At 45.0% G+C, this 15109-nt stretch carries 13 protein-coding genes and 1 pseudogene; 11 read left to right on the top strand and 3 right to left on the bottom strand.

Features of this window, described 5'->3' with window-relative positions; all coding sequences use genetic code 11:
- From TY10_RS08450 to TY10_RS08420, 7 genes and pseudogenes are all read left to right on the top strand, one after another.
- Positions 1 to 193: pseudogene (locus TY10_RS08450) on the top strand (anthranilate phosphoribosyltransferase); the annotation flags it as partial.
- Complete coding sequence (trpC, locus tag TY10_RS08445; protein ID WP_042162527.1) at positions 183 to 977, top strand: indole-3-glycerol phosphate synthase TrpC; 795 nt, start codon at positions 183 to 185, stop codon at positions 975 to 977. The pseudogene TY10_RS08450 and the gene trpC, both read left to right, overlap by 11 nt.
- A complete protein-coding gene (locus tag TY10_RS08440; RefSeq protein ID WP_042162526.1) occupies positions 977 to 1651 on the top strand; it encodes a phosphoribosylanthranilate isomerase in 675 nt (224 codons plus the stop codon). The genes trpC and TY10_RS08440 overlap by 1 nt, the downstream gene beginning before the upstream one ends.
- The gene (trpB, locus tag TY10_RS08435) at positions 1648 to 2853 is read left to right on the top strand and encodes a tryptophan synthase subunit beta (protein ID WP_042162524.1); all 1206 of its coding nucleotides are present in this window, start codon (positions 1648 to 1650) and stop codon (positions 2851 to 2853) included. The genes TY10_RS08440 and trpB overlap by 4 nt, the downstream gene beginning before the upstream one ends.
- The gene (trpA, locus tag TY10_RS08430) at positions 2840 to 3646 is read left to right on the top strand and encodes a tryptophan synthase subunit alpha (RefSeq protein ID WP_042162522.1); all 807 of its coding nucleotides are present in this window, start codon (positions 2840 to 2842) and stop codon (positions 3644 to 3646) included. Before trpB ends, trpA begins: the two co-directional genes overlap by 14 nt.
- A 142-nt stretch (positions 3647 to 3788) precedes the next feature.
- A complete protein-coding gene (hisC, locus tag TY10_RS08425) occupies positions 3789 to 4886 on the top strand; it encodes a histidinol-phosphate transaminase (protein WP_042162520.1) in 1098 nt (365 codons plus the stop codon).
- A gap of 4 nt (positions 4887 to 4890) precedes the next feature.
- Positions 4891 to 5979 carry a prephenate dehydrogenase gene (locus TY10_RS08420; RefSeq protein ID WP_042162518.1) on the top strand — a complete coding sequence of 363 codons (1089 nt, stop codon included), beginning with the start codon at positions 4891 to 4893 and terminating at the stop codon, positions 5977 to 5979.
- Positions 5980 to 6290: 311 nt separating this feature from the next.
- On the opposite strand, the gene TY10_RS08415 is transcribed toward TY10_RS08420, so the two are convergent.
- The 3 genes from TY10_RS08415 to TY10_RS08405 form a co-directional block, all read right to left on the bottom strand.
- Positions 6291 to 6674: a hypothetical protein gene (locus TY10_RS08415; RefSeq protein WP_155985774.1), complete on the bottom strand. Its 384-nt coding sequence runs from the start codon at positions 6672 to 6674 to the stop codon at positions 6291 to 6293.
- A 1934-nt stretch (positions 6675 to 8608) separates the two neighbouring features.
- Complete coding sequence (locus tag TY10_RS08410) at positions 8609 to 9430, bottom strand: SDR family NAD(P)-dependent oxidoreductase (RefSeq protein ID WP_042162513.1); 822 nt, start codon at positions 9428 to 9430, stop codon at positions 8609 to 8611.
- Positions 9431 to 9541: 111 nt separating this feature from the next.
- Positions 9542 to 10141, bottom strand: coding sequence for a TetR/AcrR family transcriptional regulator (locus TY10_RS08405; protein ID WP_042162511.1), 600 nt, complete (start codon positions 10139 to 10141; stop codon positions 9542 to 9544).
- 353 nt (positions 10142 to 10494) lie between these two features.
- Between TY10_RS08405 and TY10_RS08400 the strand changes: the two genes are divergently transcribed.
- The 4 genes from TY10_RS08400 (at position 10495) to TY10_RS08385 (ending at position 14807) form a co-directional block, all read left to right on the top strand.
- Complete coding sequence (locus TY10_RS08400) at positions 10495 to 11853, top strand: SMI1/KNR4 family protein (RefSeq protein ID WP_042162510.1); 1359 nt, start codon at positions 10495 to 10497, stop codon at positions 11851 to 11853.
- A gap of 20 nt (positions 11854 to 11873) precedes the next feature.
- Positions 11874 to 12695: an ankyrin repeat domain-containing protein gene (locus TY10_RS08395; protein ID WP_081735166.1), complete on the top strand. Its 822-nt coding sequence runs from the start codon at positions 11874 to 11876 to the stop codon at positions 12693 to 12695.
- Between the two features lie 333 nt (positions 12696 to 13028).
- A complete protein-coding gene (locus TY10_RS08390) occupies positions 13029 to 13349 on the top strand; it encodes a hypothetical protein (protein WP_042162507.1) in 321 nt (106 codons plus the stop codon).
- A gap of 375 nt (positions 13350 to 13724) precedes the next feature.
- Positions 13725 to 14807 (top strand): RICIN domain-containing protein, encoded by a 1083-nt coding sequence (locus tag TY10_RS08385; protein ID WP_162160590.1) that lies wholly within the window; start codon positions 13725 to 13727, stop codon positions 14805 to 14807.
- The last annotated feature ends 302 nt before the right edge of the window (positions 14808 to 15109 follow it).

Genomic DNA, 15109 nt, shown 5'->3' with positions numbered 1-15109 from the left:
CAGCGGCGAGCAGCGCGGCGCGTATCGCGACATCGTACTGGCGAATGCCGGGGCGTGCATTTATGTAGGAGGCTTAGCTGGCTCTCTCCGCGAAGGAGCGGAAATAGCGGCCGAAATGATCGATTCCGGCAAAGCGGAGCAGCAGCTTCATTCGCTTATTCAAACGACAGGAGAGTTGGCGCATGTTTCTTGATAAGATTGTAGCAACCAAACAGAATGAAGTAGCGGCATTAGCCGAGCAATTTCAATTGGCGGAGTACGAGAAGCGGATTTCGGAGCTTGCGGCATGCCGCGGCTTCGAGAAGGCTTTGAATGCGGGCCGCAAGCGCGATATGGGGCTTATTGCCGAAGTAAAGAAGGCGTCACCTTCGAAAGGGCTGATCCGGGCGGATTTCCATCCGGCGGAGCTGGCAGCGGCTTATGAGAAAGCGGGTGCGGACTGCATCTCGGTGCTAACGGACCGTGATTATTTTCAAGGCTCGAATGATTATTTGACGCTGGTGCATGAGACAGTAGCTGTTCCTTTGCTCCGTAAAGATTTCATTATTGATTATAAACAAGTGTATGAAGCCCGTGTTATTGGTGCGGATGCCGTGCTGCTGATTGCAGCGATTCTGACAAAGCAAGAGCTGAGTGAGTTGTACGACATCTCCAAGTCGCTAGGGATGGACGTGTTAGTGGAAGTTCACGACCGGCAGGAACTGGAGCAAGTGCTGGAGCTGGACAAAGCGTCGCTCATCGGTGTCAACAACCGTGACTTGAAATCATTCGTTACAGATCTGACCACGACGGAGCAGTTGATTGCACTGATGCCGGAGAATGTGACGGTCATAAGCGAAAGCGGTATTGCAGGCACAAAAGATATGGACTACTTACAGTCGATAGGGGCGCAAGGCGTACTGATTGGCGAACATTTTATGCGCCAGCCTGACGCAGGAGCTGCCGTCATCGATCTGATGGGTCCGGTGAACACGTAATGAACGAACGGCCACGGATTAAAATTTGCGGCTTGAAGGATGCCGATACGATAGGCTTGATGGACGGCTTGCCGTTCCATGAAATGGGCTTCGTGTTCGCACCAAGCAAACGGCAGGTAGTCCCTGAGGATGCTGCTCTGCTGGTGCAGGCTGCCAAGCAGCTTCATGCCGCTGACGGTCAACCGCCGCAAACGGTTGGTGTATTCGTTAATGCCAGCGCGGAAGAATTGCGTCATGCTGTGAGCACGGCTGGATTGGACGTTGTTCAGCTGCATGGAGAGGAATCCGCCGACTATTGCCGCAGAGTCAAGCAGGAGCTCGGTGTGGACGTGTGGAAGGTGTTCTCGATCAAGCCCGAAATGTCTGCTCCCCAGCAGCCGGCTTCCGAGAAGCTGGCGCCTTATGAAGGAGCAGTCGATGCGGTGCTGATCGATACGGCTGGCGGCGGAACCGGCGTCGCATTTAATTGGGAAGTGATCGCCGAATACCGTAACGCGGCCAATGCCATAGGTGTTCCCCTCTATGTAGCGGGAGGCTTGCATCCCGGCAATGTAACGGAGCTGCTGGACGGCTATATGCCGGATGGCATCGACGTATCCAGCGGTGTGGAGACGGATGGGCATAAAGATATTAATAAAATCAGATTATTCGTTGGAAAGGTGATAGAGCGATGAACCAAGTACCCGATGAGAAAGGCCGTTTTGGCAAGTTCGGCGGACGATACGTTCCCGAGACACTGATGAACGCACTGCTTGAGCTGGAAGAAGCGTATAATCATTATTCGAAAGATCCGGAATTTCAAGAAGAGGTCTGCTATTTGCTTCATAAATATTCGGGCCGTCCAACCTCACTTTATTATGCAGAGCGCCTGAGCAATCACTTGGGCGGTGCGAAGGTTTACTTGAAGCGTGAGGATTTGAACCATACCGGCGCTCATAAAATCAATAACACAATTGGCCAAGCTGTATTGGCGAAACGTATGGGCAAAACGAAGATCATTGCCGAGACGGGAGCAGGCCAGCATGGCGTCGCTTCGGCAACGGTAGCGGCTCTCCTCGGCCTCGAATGCAAAGTGTTTATGGGCGAGGAGGATATGAAGCGGCAGCAGCTGAATGTGTTCCGGATGCAATTGCTTGGCGCGGAGGTCGTTCCGGTTACTTCTGGCACGAGAACGCTGAAGGACGCCTGTAATGAGACGCTTCGCTACTGGGTCAGCCATGTCGAAGATACTTACTATATTCTCGGCTCGGCAACTGGACCTCATCCATACCCGATGATCGTACGTGATTTCCAGCGTATCATTGGCGACGAAGCGCGGAAGCAGATCGTCGAAAATGAAGGCCGTTTGCCGGACTATGTCGTTGCAGCGGTTGGCGGCGGCAGCAATGCGATCGGCATTTTCTATCCTTTCGTAGGAGACGAAACGGTTCGTCTGGTTGGTGTGGAAGCCGCTGGCCGCGGTGTGGATACGAATGAGCATGCCGCTACGATGACCAAAGGCAGCCATGGCGTATTCCAAGGTTCGTTGAGCTACTTGCTGCAGGACGAATTCGGCCAGGTACAGCCGGCTCATTCTATTTCGGCGGGACTTGACTACCCGGGTATCGGACCGGAGCATGCCTATTTGAAAGATTCGGGACGGGCACAATACTTCCCGATTACCGACGCCGAGGCGCTGGAGGCGCTCCAGCTTCTCTCCCGTACGGAAGGCATCATTCCGGCGCTGGAGTCGGCGCATGCTATCGCACAGACGATGAAGCTTGCACCAACGCTGTCGAAGGATGAGATTATCGTGGTCAGCTTGTCCGGCCGCGGCGATAAAGATGTAGAAGCAATTATGGGTTATCTCGGAGGTGAGCAGCATGAATCTCATTGATCAAACATTTGCCAAATTGAAAGAAGAAGGCAAGACCGCGCTCATTCCGTTTCTGACGACGGGAGATCCCGATCTGGAAACGACGATTGCGATCATTCAGCAGCTGGAGCAGTCGGGTGCCGATCTCATTGAGCTTGGTGTTCCTTACTCCGATCCGCTTGCTGACGGACCTGTTATTCAAAGAGCTTCAGAGCGGGCGCTGGTGAATCGGATTTCGATCCGGGATTGCATCGATACGGCAGAAAAAGCTCGTCAAGCCGGTGTGAAGCTGCCGTTCATCCTGTTTACTTATTTCAACCCGGTACTGCAATTTGGCCTTGAAGCCTTCATGGAGCTTGTGAAAACGAAGGGGATCAGCGGTCTCATTATTCCGGATTTGCCGATGGAAGAGGATGAGGAGGTTCGTGCGCTGGCAGAAGCGGCAGGCATCCATCTGATTCCGCTTGTTGCGCCAACATCGAAGGACCGTGTCGTACAAATTTCACGCAAGGCTAGAGGTTTCGTCTACTGCGTGTCATCGCTTGGCGTAACGGGTGTTCGCGCTGAATTCCATAGCGGCATTGACGATTTCCTCTCCACTGTGCGGGAAGCGACCGACCTGCCGATTGCCGTAGGCTTTGGCATTTCGAGCCGCGAACAGGTTGAGCGATTCTCCAAATCCTGTGACGGGGTTGTAGTCGGAAGTGCTATCGTACGCAAGATCGAAGAGGCGCTGCCGCTGCTGGCTGATGCTAGCAGCCGGGAGGCGGGACTTCGTCAAATCGGCGAGTTCGTATCCGAATTAAAGGTATAATCGCATGAGACAGCCCGGAAGGTTCGGAAGAACCCTAGGGCTGTCTTTCTTTTCTAATGCGAACCCTTTCAAACGGCAGGAAGATGTGAGACAATAGATGACATGCAATAGACAGTTAATTCGATGAAGAGGTGAACGGCACATGCAGCCAAAAAGCAATATTGTGCATCTTCCCGTCTACCAGCCGGGTAAGCCGATTGAAGATGTGAAGAGAGAGCTTGGTCTTACAGAAGTTATTAAACTTGCTTCCAACGAAAATCCGCTAGGCTGTTCCGAGCAAGCTCGGACAGCGGCGATCCAGGAAATGGGGCAATCTCATATTTATCCGGACGGTGCAAGCGTCGAGCTGACTGCTGCGCTGGCTGAGCGTTTGTCCGTTCAGACGAATCAGATTATTTTCGGGACGGGCTCCAGCGAAGTTATTCTGATGGCTGCCCGCGCATTTCTTGCACCTGGCGACGAGACGATCATGGCGGATGAGACGTTCTCCCAGTATAAGCATAACGCCGAAGTCGAAAACGCCAGACTGATTGAGGTTCCGCTGGCTAACGGCAAGCATGATTTGCCTGCAATGCTCGCAAAAGTGACGGACCGCACGAAGATCATCTGGGTATGCAATCCTAATAACCCGACAGGTACGATCGTCACGAAGGACGAGCTAGTATCCTTCCTCGATCAAGTACCTAAGCATGTACTTGTCATTCTCGACGAGGCGTATTGCGAATTTGTAAATGATCCTGATTTCCCGGACGGGCTGCAGCTGTTGGACAGCTACCGCAATCTGCTCGTTCTGCGGACATTCTCGAAAATTTACGGACTGGCTTCGCTGCGGATCGGCTACGGTGTTGGGCATCCGGATGTCATCCGGTTTATTAACCAAGTCCGCGAGCCGTTTAATACGACGCGTATGGCCCAAGCTGCAGCTAAAGCAGCGCTTTCTGACCAAGCATTCATTGACCGCTGCCGCAAGGAAAATGCAGAAGGCATTGCCTTTATGGCAGGCCGCTTCGACGCGCTTGGCCTTCCTTACTTCCCAGCGCATGGCAACTTCATTATGGTTGACGTGAAACGTCCGTCGATGGAGATGTTTGGCGCTCTGCTGCGCAAAGGCGTTATTACGCGTGCGGGCTGGACTTATTACCCTACTCATATTCGCGTCTCGATCGGTACGAAAGAACAGAACGAGAAGTTTATGACAGCTTTGGAGCAAGTGCTTCAGGAATCGGCGGTGCACGGATAATTTTATGGCGAAAATAGCGATTTTTGGCGTAGGCTTGATCGGCGGCTCCTTGGCATTATGCTTCAAAGGAAAGCCTGAACTTACGGTTGTCGGCTATTCCAACCGCGAGTCGTCGGTACAGAAATATATGGAGCGCGGCGTCGTCGATTATGCGACGACCTCGCTTAAGGAAGCGGCAGAGGATGCCGACTTTATCTTTCTCTGTGTGCCAGTGGGCATGCTGGAGCAATATGTAGATGAGCTGGGCAAGCTTGATTTGAAGCCCGGCTGTATCGTGACGGACGTTGGCAGCACGAAGGCCTCCGTCGTGGAATGCGGCCGCCGGCTCAACGGGCGGGGCGTTTCGTTCATCGGCGGACATCCGATGGCCGGGTCGGAAAAATCGGGCGTAGAGGCAGCTACGAGCATTTTGTTCGAGAATGCTTTCTACGTATTGACACCTGATGCAACAACATCGGAGGAAGCATTGGACAAGCTGAAGGCGCTTCTCGTGCATACGAAGGCGCATATCGTGTCCGTCGATGCGGAGTCCCACGATGAGATCGTTGGTGCGATCAGCCATTTGCCTCATATCATTGCAGTAGCGCTGGTTAATCAGATTCGCGGCTACAACGAGGAGAACGGGCTGTACGAGTCGCTCGCGGCAGGAGGGTTCCGGGACATCACCCGAATTGCATCCAGCGATCCGGTCGTTTGGCGGGATATACTCATTAACAATCGTACCGTGCTCTTGAAGCTGTTGAAGGACTGGCAGGCGGGGACGGAGAAGTTCGTACACATTCTGGAATCTGAAGATGGCGAAGCGATCGAGGAGGAATTCAAGATCGCCGGGGAATTCCGCGGACGGATGCCGGAGCGCCGTAAAGGCATTATTTTATCGACCTACGAATGTTATGTTAATGTTGCGGACCATCCTGGCATTATCGGATCGATTGCGACTGAGCTTGGTAACGCCCGCATCAATTTAAGCAATATCCGCATCATCGAGAGCAGGGAGGATGTTCCCGGCGTGCTGCGTTTGTCTTTCCGCACACAGGAGGATCTCGACCAAGCGCTGGTGCTGCTTTCTCCAAATTACTCTGTTCATCTTTAAGATGAACAGAGTAATCGTTTTCAAAAAAAATGAAAACGCTTATTGACAATTTGGAAGCGTATACATATAATAAAAGTACAGTATGGTTTCTCTCCACTCCTATCCAAATCTATAGCGCTCATCATGAGCGCTGACCACTCCTCTTGGAGTGGTTTTTTTTTGGTGTAATAACACCTCAGCCTCATCTGAAGAACACTCTCTTATCCGGAATAATTTTATCAGTCCATAACTCATTGATTTAGAAATAAGAACTCCTAAATTTCATTATTAAATCGTTACTCTAGTTCAAAGAACAGTTCATCAACAAATGATCACTTCACTCTTTCGGAAATATTTTTACTTATTTCTTCAGGATTTTCAACACCAATGATCAACTTGGATATTTTGAACAAACCAACTTTAAAGCTATTCAAATCTAAATGAAGAGTTTCAAGCTCATTTTCAAAAAAGTGCAGTTGATAACCACCATTTGATCTAAATAACCCATTTCTCATTCCTCCTAATAAAGCACCATATAGTTTAAAAGCATTTGGTATCGGTCTACCTGTTGTTATTCCCTTGATTGAAGAGTATGGAATTTGTAACCCTTTATCTAATTTTAAAAAGGGTGAGTTTCCTAAGTCGATATCTACGTAGGTTTCCATTAGTTGAATTTTACGTTCCATATTTTGATTCCCCATTTTTAAATAATCCATTTATTTCAAAACCTATAATTACATATAATACCACAAACAACTCTTTTCTTAATAAAAGTCTAAGCTCTGCCCGTTAGCATAACGCCCGCCGCCAGTCTGCAACTTTATTTTCTCAATCTTACGAATTATCCAGGATGTGAAATAGCAGAGAAATTTCAACGGAAATTGGCAGGGTCTAGGGCGATGCAGATAAGCTGTATCGCCTTTCTTGTTTTAACTTGGGAGGGTGTTCATATGAAATGGGTTATGATTAGCAGTTTACCTTATACCCACGAATTTGAGTTGGATGGAAATGATTGAGTCGTACTCAAATTGTGCTGCTGTAAATCGGAGATTTTGCACAATATGAGATTAACTTTGGTCGTAATGAAGTCGAGTTGTTCGACGAGGAATCATAATGAATAGCAGTGGGAGGGCAGGTGTGGGGGCAATCAACAAGAACGCGTTAATGCGGCGGAATCTATACTAGCGGTGAAACAGAATATAACTCTTAAGTGATACAACATATTCAATAGCGATTAACTCTTGATTTTAATATAGCCTATTTCTCTTTTAAAAGAAGTAATTGTATTATACAAGCGCCAACAATCCCAGATTGAATAATAATTATTACAACATTTATCCATCTAACAAATTCTAATGACGAATAAACTACTCGAAAGCTACTTAGTACAATGTTTAATCCACATATCAAAGAAATAGTTATAAAGAATTTTGGGGTAAAGGTAACTTTTTTTATCTCATTCATTCCTTCTCAAATTAAATAGTTAATTACCTTAGTTTAACACGAAATAATTAAGTATTGAACACTACGATGAAAGGGTGACATAACATATTGAATAAATTGTCCGTGGGTGCTAAATGGGATATGTGAAGCCTACTTGCGCTTGTGGGAAGGAGCTACACATCCACAATTCGTATGGCGTGGAAGATTACTATGCAATCACCAACGATGGTAAACAAGCTGAAAGGAAAATATCAAAATGGCAATTACAAATGCAAGTAGCCAGAAATTTAGAATGTCGGGATTGCTTGAGTTTGTATGTACTGTCATTCGATGCTTCTGGTAGGATAATTCGCGAAGGCGATCATTATAGAAAAGGAGATTCCGGAACTGTTGTGAAGCAGTATGTAGTGAAACGGAATAGAACTTCTGAGTAGGAACTTCGGGTTGCTTGGGATAATGGAGCAGCCGAATGTTGGATAAGTGCAGACGAATTTGATGCACTCTAACGGACAGGCTGAATAATCAAAAACATGTGGAGAGTTGCAATTGGACGATATCGAGAAAGTGTCGGTGCCGAACACGAATGTCCGTCTTGCTAGTCTTATGAAACTGCCTGTGGGTAACAGAAGGAATGAGCAGGGCAGAATATCGAGGGAATTGGGTGATGTAAAGACACCACCGCGCACCGAGTCTACTTTTTCTTTTTCCTAAGAAGAAAAAATAAAGCAACGAACATAAAACAGGCTAAAATACCACTATTCAATGAAATCACCCCTATTTGGGATTATAGCATAAGTGATTGTTTTTGAATAATCATGGGAGGGTTGAGGAATGGAGTTTGTAATTTATAGCGCTCATCATGAGCGCTGACCACTCCTCTGGAATGGTTTTTTTTTGTAAGATAACAAGTGGAAGGGAAAGCAGGCAGAGGGGGACAGTAAAAGTCATTACCAATCTTTACGATATGGTCAGTACCTTCATGACGCTCTTTCGCCAATTGCTTGTTGAAAAAGTCGATCACTCGATCCGATTATGGAATGGCAACGAGATTAAGCTATGTGGGTAACGAGTTATCTATCGGGCGATTATGAGAAGATCGCATTTCAAGCATTATCGGGAATGTAGCCGATCCAATTGTGGAGGCAGTTTCAAAGAATGACCCAAGATCGCACTAATAGGTAGGATCTTGGGCCAACGTATTTACGACTTATTTAAAGTTCGAAGCGATTGTTTCCAAGTATTGCTCGATCGGTACAGAATTCCGAAGACCGATCAATGCTTTTCCGGACTCTCCAACGATTGTACGGAATTGTTTACTTTCCCCGGTTGCTTGAGCTGCGATAGCATCTACAATTGTTTGCGGATCATCCAGTTGATCATCAGACGCATTTTCCAACATATAAGTTATTTTGTTTTCTAGTTCATTGTAAGCAGTAATTTTTTTATTTTTATTCCAAAGAGCATTGTCTATGAAATTGTTACCTTTGGAACCACCTTGCTCGATAAGTCGTAACTCGATGTTCAGTTCATTGAGCTCGTAATAAAGAGCTTCCGTTAAACCTTCTAATGCAAACTTAGACATATTGTACAGTGAGGCAAGCGGCATTGCCGTGGTTAGTCCCATGTGGGAGCTGATATTAATAAACATACCACCCCCTGCAGCTCTAAAGTGAGGCAGGATTTGACGAATGACGTTAATCGGGCCGCGAACATTTACGGAGAGCTGCCAATCGATGGTACTTTCTTCGGCTAATTCCAGCGGCCCGTAAGACCCTAGTCCTGCATTGTTTACAACAACATCAATCTTTCCAAAAGCTGCAACTGCGTCGTTTACGGCTGAATTAATTTGTTCCACATTCGTAACGTCCAACTTGAAAATTTTAATATTGTCGTATGCGGTAAGTTCCGTTTCTTTTTCTGGTGTGCGCATTGTTGCAGCTACGTTCCAACCGAGTTTCGCAAAATGAATTGCAGTCAGTTTTCCCAGTCCCGAACTTGTTCCCGTAATAAAAATAGTTTTCTTATCCATAATTAATCAACCTCCATTTTATGCTGTTCTTATAATTTCAAGTCAAACCAACATAGCAACTTTTATAGATTGAGCGTTCGATCTATAATGGGCAAAAGAAATGGTTAGAACTTATTCGTTCCAACCCTTAGTTCGGCTCACCGCATTCCAACAAGTAAGAATTGCTTGCTCTGCGACGTCTTCCGTTATTTCTAAATGGTCTTGCTGATACCCTTTGAGGAGATAAACAATAGAACCGTAATTCATATGCACCATCATTTGAGGTTTCAGTGGAACAAACAAGCCCTCATCAATAGCCTGTTGATACAGTCTCTCGAGCGGTCCGCACCAGCATCCCTTAAAAGCCTCAATTTTAGACTCTTCGTAAATATACGGTGAGAATGAATACTGCTCAATAAATTGAAAACCTTTCGAATACTTTTGGGCTAAATCGATTACGTTATGCCAAGCCCTATGAAAACGTGTCTGAATAGAATCATCCTCGTTGTTCAAACCCTTTGTCACATACTCACCGTTAAACCGCAAGATTGCCTTGTACAGCTCATTAATGATATCTTCCTTGCTGCTGAAGTAATGATACAAGTTACCGGTAGATACACCAGATTCTTTTACAATTAGCGATATAGACGTTGCTTGCAGTTCTTTGTCGATAATCAAATTCAATGTTGTCTCAAGAACAGCTTTCTGCACTTTATTGTAAGAATCGAACATTCTGTCCACCTCCTTTGCCTGATTAGATCGAACGATCGCTCTAATCATAATGCAGGGCTTGACCATTGTCAACCCAAAAGTGTGTAGAATGATTTGTTTCATTACTGAAGTAGTAACAGCAATCACTTCAAACAGAGTAGGAGAAGTTTTTCTGAACATTTACAAAAAAGCTCATTGATGTAATCTGTCTCTCGGTAGTCATATCATGCTTTTTGACATTGCGATAAAATGCTAGTTAACTTAATGTAGGAATATCTTATTTCCAAGTTACAATTATTGAAACAAAAAAGGGTTTGAAGACCGTGGCTTGGTAAACGCTTCAAGCTTGAAAATTTAAATAAGGAAGTGGCGAAATGTCAAAAGAACGATTGGACACGCTGCAAAGCTGGTATGTTGAAGGTCAGCACGACAAAATTGTTGAAGCGATCGAGCAACTGCCAGAATCGGAGCGGGACTACGAAATAGTGGGTCATTATGGCCGAGCGCTTAACAACTTAGGGCGCTACACAGAAGCGTTGCAGCAGCTGCTGTTAGTAGAACATCAAGGAAGACAGGATGCAACGTGGAATTGGCGCATCGGCTATTCTTATTTTTACCTGCATCAATGGGAAAAGGCACTGTCCGCATTCGAGCAGTTTGATCGTTTGGAGCCTGGCGATGCAGATGTGGATAAGTACATAGAGGCATGCCGCGATTTTATGGTGAGGCAAGCTGCGGCGATCAAGGAGATTGCCCGTGTTCCTTTTCGCGAGCGCGACTTCAGTCAGTTCTGGGAAACCAGCGATTATGCAGACAAAAGTTATGTAGAGGCACAGCCTACTGCTGAGATGATAGCTTCTATTGAAGAGGAACTGGGGTACAAGCTTCCGGCAGACTATATTTGGCTGATGCAGCAGCAGAATGGCGGCGTACCGGTCAATATTTGTTTTCCGACTGCCGTTTCGACCTCCTGGGCGGAGGACCATGTAGCCATTACGGGCATTATGGGAATCGGGCGGGAGAAAGATTATAGTCTGGGCGGCAGTTTGGGCAGCCGTTTTATGCAAGAAGAATGGGGCTATCCGGATATTGGGGTTGTCCTGTGCGATTGTCCGTCAGCAGGGCATGATGTCATTATGCTGGATTATCGTGTATGCGGCCGGGACGGCGAGCCTGCAGTTGTACATGTGGATCAAGAGGCTGGTTATTGGGTTACCTTCCTTGCGCCTAACTTTGCGACTTTTATAACTGGACTGGTCAATGAGGAAGTATTCGACACCTCGGAGCAGGACAAGCTCGATGATTTGGACAAGGTGGAGCATGCGCAATTCTCATCTTTATTGCAATCTTTATGCCAGAAAGCCGGTGGTATAGATCGTATTGAAGCGGTCATTCGCAACATTTGCACGCGGATCGTAGAGGACAAAGGCTATTTCGCTTTTCATGCGGATGAGTTGTCGATGCTGATGTATGATATCCAGTTCTGGTTGTACACCGGGTTAAACCCCGAAGTGACGCGAGCGGACTATTTAACGGAGTATGAAAAAATGATCGCTCTTGGGCAGGGCTTCAGCACGGGGGGCTACGCGCCGGGTTTTGTTTCTGGATGGCTGGATGAACGAATCAAGCAGGGAGCTATCGTAGACCGGAGAGGCGTGCTGAGCTTTACAGCGGTTGCAAGGGAGCAGCTAGTGGATAAGCTGACAGCAATCGAATCCGGCTTGGGTAATTAAGGGGGAAGGAACAACTACAGATGACAGAAACCACTAATAATGAAACCTTGCATCATGCTTGTTATAACCAAAATGTGAATCGGGTACGAGAGTGTGTAATGAACGCGAAAGCGAATAGCCTAAATAAAAAGCTAACGGATTATTCGAATCCGGTAAATGGAACCCCCTTGCAAATCGCGTGCAGAGTAGGGAATTTGGATATCGTGAAGCTTTTAATCGAAGCAGGGGCGGATAAAGAAATGAAGGATGTCGGCAGACAATCGCCCTTATCCATTGCCATTAGTAACAATCACTTTGAAGTAACTCGCTATCTAATTGAAGCAGGGGCCGATGTCCATTCGAAAGGGCCGAACAATCTGCAACCGATACATTTTGCATGTGAACGTGGAAGTAAAAAAATGATTGAATTACTATTATCGCAAGGAATTGATATCAACCAACTGGATAGTCTCAAAAGCTCGCTGCTTGATTTCACAACAAATCTGAGTGGAGGAAATTTGGAAGCGGCAAAAACGCTTATCGACAATGGAATCGATCAGAAATATTTTTCTGCAGCGTTTAAATGGGCCTGCTGGAGAAATAATGTGGAAATCGCTGCATACTTACTCGAAAATGGAGCGGATTATGAGAGTCAAACAACCCCGAAATCCGAATTGTTGTTTTGGATTTGCGGGTTAGGATACAAAGAAATAGTGAAGCTGTTGCTTGGAGAAGGTGTCGACTTTACTACCCCGGTTAAATTTAAGGGAAAAATGCGGTCATATAATGGCAGTCCGTTGGAAAGAGCTATTGAAACACAACAATATGAAATTGTAGAAATCATTAATTCTTTTAAAAGATAACAGATTCTTTTTTTTGCTGAATTCCCATCAAATCTCCTAGATACCGTTATAAAATCCATGATACAATTATCCTGGTTTCGCATCCAAGAGAGAGAGGTGACTAGATGAAACTGTACACCAAGGCTGCGCCAGCTGATGTTAAATTGATCATCCAAATTGGATCAGATTTGGTTGTGGAGATGTTTGGTGGAATCAGGAATGAAACTGCTGAAGTATAAATTCACGATGATGATCGCTGATAATGGATACTCTATTTGTACATAAAGCAGTTGAGGATTTACGAGGATCTAGAAAGTAAATTTGGATTCAAAACATACTAAGAGGGTGGATCGATTGTCAACAAATATATCTTATAAATTACCCTGCGGCTCAAAAATGAACTACCCTGAAAAACTAGGGTATCTGACACGTAAAGGGAATTTAGTCGTTTTCCATAGTACGTCTTCAAAGGATTATGAGTCCTACCTAATCGCACCTACAACCAAAGGTATTCATATAATTAAAAAGGGTTCAATGCTTGAAATCGCATTACTATACGAAAACTTGCCTTTAGAGGAGTCAGAAGTCAAAGACTCTTCCGGTGTGTTTAATTATAAAATGGGGACAACACTTGAGGAACTGCAAAATTTGTTGGCTTTATCTACATCAGACTAAAATATTCAATCCGGCCAATAGGCCGGATTTTTTTGTATCTTGCTTAAGAAATAAGTGTTCGATAAAAGGTCGGTCTATAAATACCTTTTTGATCGCTCTTACCTGCGTGCTAAGCTTGATAGAGATGGATCATAAAAAGGAAGATTGATCGTTCCTTATTTAGTGAGCCCAGAATTGGAAAAACCAATTAAAAGAACGCATTTTTTAAAAAAACATTACATATTAATGAATGTTCGAAAACTTTTAACAGAATCTTGAAAGGGAGGGAATTATGTGATTTTAGGAGTAGATTGAATTCTCGTACTGATTTTTATGTGTAAGTATGGCTTTATCTAATATTTTGAGAGTAGCAACCTCTATGAAAGGATGATTTTTGTGATACCTAATAAAAATCAATTTTATAAAATAGTGGCTAAACACAGTGGTAAGGTAGTAAGTGTACATCAGAACAGTACGGCAGACAATGCGAACATAACTCAGTATTATTGGCATGGGGGTGATAGTCAAAGGTGGATCTTTATTCAACTTAATAATAATTATTATGCAATAGTTGCTAAACATAGTGGTAAGGTTGTGAGTGTATATCAGAACAGTACGGCAGATAACGCGAACGTACATCAGTATTATTGGCATGGTGGTAATAGTCAACAGTGGTTTCTACAGGATCAGGGAGATAGTTTCAATTCGGTTATTAATAAAAATAGTGGTAAGGTAATGAGTGTACATCAGAATAGTACCGCAGACAACGCAAACATAACTCAGTACACTTGGCATGGTGGTGACAGTCAAAGGTGGAAACCCGAGGCTGTTGAAAGTTTTACTTTACCTTCAGTTCCAACGTATCCGGTACCAGATGTTCCTCAATATGAGGATATAAATGATATATTACCGGAACTTACTGAAAAGGTTACAACAAACTATACATTAGCGCCATTTATTGCGGTTGACGATCCTTATTTTGGTGATAATGATACTCCACAACAAATAAAAACTAATCTCTATTATTTATATGTAAGAAAACAATACTGGAAGCGAGTAGCTTCTCATACGCTTGCTCCGAATGAAACACATAAATATTCACAAACCACAGGTATGACACAGGAAGATCAAAATATTGTGTCAAAAACCGTTGGTCATACAATTGGGGTAGACGTAGGATTTCAATTTGGAAAGGAGGATAAGAGGCATTCTTCTGCTGGCCTTTCTTATCAATATACAACGGAACTAGCAACACATGAAAGCCACACAACTACTCAAATGACTGAAGAAACAAAAGAATTGACAATTAACAACCCGTATCCCTATAATGTCGCATGGTCTAAATATGTATTAGTTTCAGAATATAGTGTACAGCGTTCAGACGGTACATTCGTAAATGAACCATGGACCATAATAGATCCAAATACTACAAGATCCAGTTACTATCCGCCAACAGCAAACCTTATGGATATAGAGTAAGGAATTGAAGATAGTTCTAAGTTATCATTGGCTAAAATAAAGTGCAGTTTCAGAATAGTACTCTCCACTCCTATCCAAATCTATAGCGCTTATCATGAGCGCTGATCACTCCTCTTGGAGTGTTTTTTTTTGCGAAAAAACATTTTAGATGTATGCGCGTTGAGACAGTGAATTGAATTCCTCACATTACACAATGATTAAAGAACCGGTCTTAATTCTTTTGTCTGTACTTAATCAGGCTGAATAGGGGAGCAGTTGCTGGCGTTAAGCCCCCATTAAGGGGGCTGTTTTAATAAAGGCTG

This window comes from Paenibacillus gorillae (assembly GCF_000513275.1).
Classification (GTDB): Bacteria; Bacillota; Bacilli; order Paenibacillales; family Paenibacillaceae; genus Pristimantibacillus; species Pristimantibacillus gorillae.
This window is presented reverse-complemented; position numbering and strand designations above follow the sequence as displayed.

What these genes read in the sequence shown, in the direction of transcription:
- trpA (WP_042162522.1), top strand. Translation starts at nt 2,840, where the DNA reads ATGAATCTCATTGATCAAACATTTGCCAAATTGAAAGAAGAAGGCAAG.
- TY10_RS08420 (WP_042162518.1), top strand. Translation starts at nt 4,891, where the DNA reads ATGGCGAAAATAGCGATTTTTGGCGTAGGCTTGATCGGCGGCTCCTTG.
- TY10_RS08400 (WP_042162510.1), top strand. Translation starts at nt 10,495, where the DNA reads ATGTCAAAAGAACGATTGGACACGCTGCAAAGCTGGTATGTTGAAGGT.
- TY10_RS08440 (WP_042162526.1), top strand. Translation starts at nt 977, where the DNA reads ATGAACGAACGGCCACGGATTAAAATTTGCGGCTTGAAGGATGCCGAT.
- trpB (WP_042162524.1), top strand. Translation starts at nt 1,648, where the DNA reads ATGAACCAAGTACCCGATGAGAAAGGCCGTTTTGGCAAGTTCGGCGGA.
- TY10_RS08410 (WP_042162513.1), bottom strand. Translation starts at nt 9,430, where the DNA reads ATGGATAAGAAAACTATTTTTATTACGGGAACAAGTTCGGGACTGGGA.
- TY10_RS08415 (WP_155985774.1), bottom strand. Translation starts at nt 6,674, where the DNA reads ATGGATTATTTAAAAATGGGGAATCAAAATATGGAACGTAAAATTCAA.
- TY10_RS08405 (WP_042162511.1), bottom strand. Translation starts at nt 10,141, where the DNA reads ATGTTCGATTCTTACAATAAAGTGCAGAAAGCTGTTCTTGAGACAACA.
- TY10_RS08395 (WP_081735166.1), top strand. Translation starts at nt 11,874, where the DNA reads ATGACAGAAACCACTAATAATGAAACCTTGCATCATGCTTGTTATAAC.
- hisC (WP_042162520.1), top strand. Translation starts at nt 3,789, where the DNA reads ATGCAGCCAAAAAGCAATATTGTGCATCTTCCCGTCTACCAGCCGGGT.
- trpC (WP_042162527.1), top strand. Translation starts at nt 183, where the DNA reads ATGTTTCTTGATAAGATTGTAGCAACCAAACAGAATGAAGTAGCGGCA.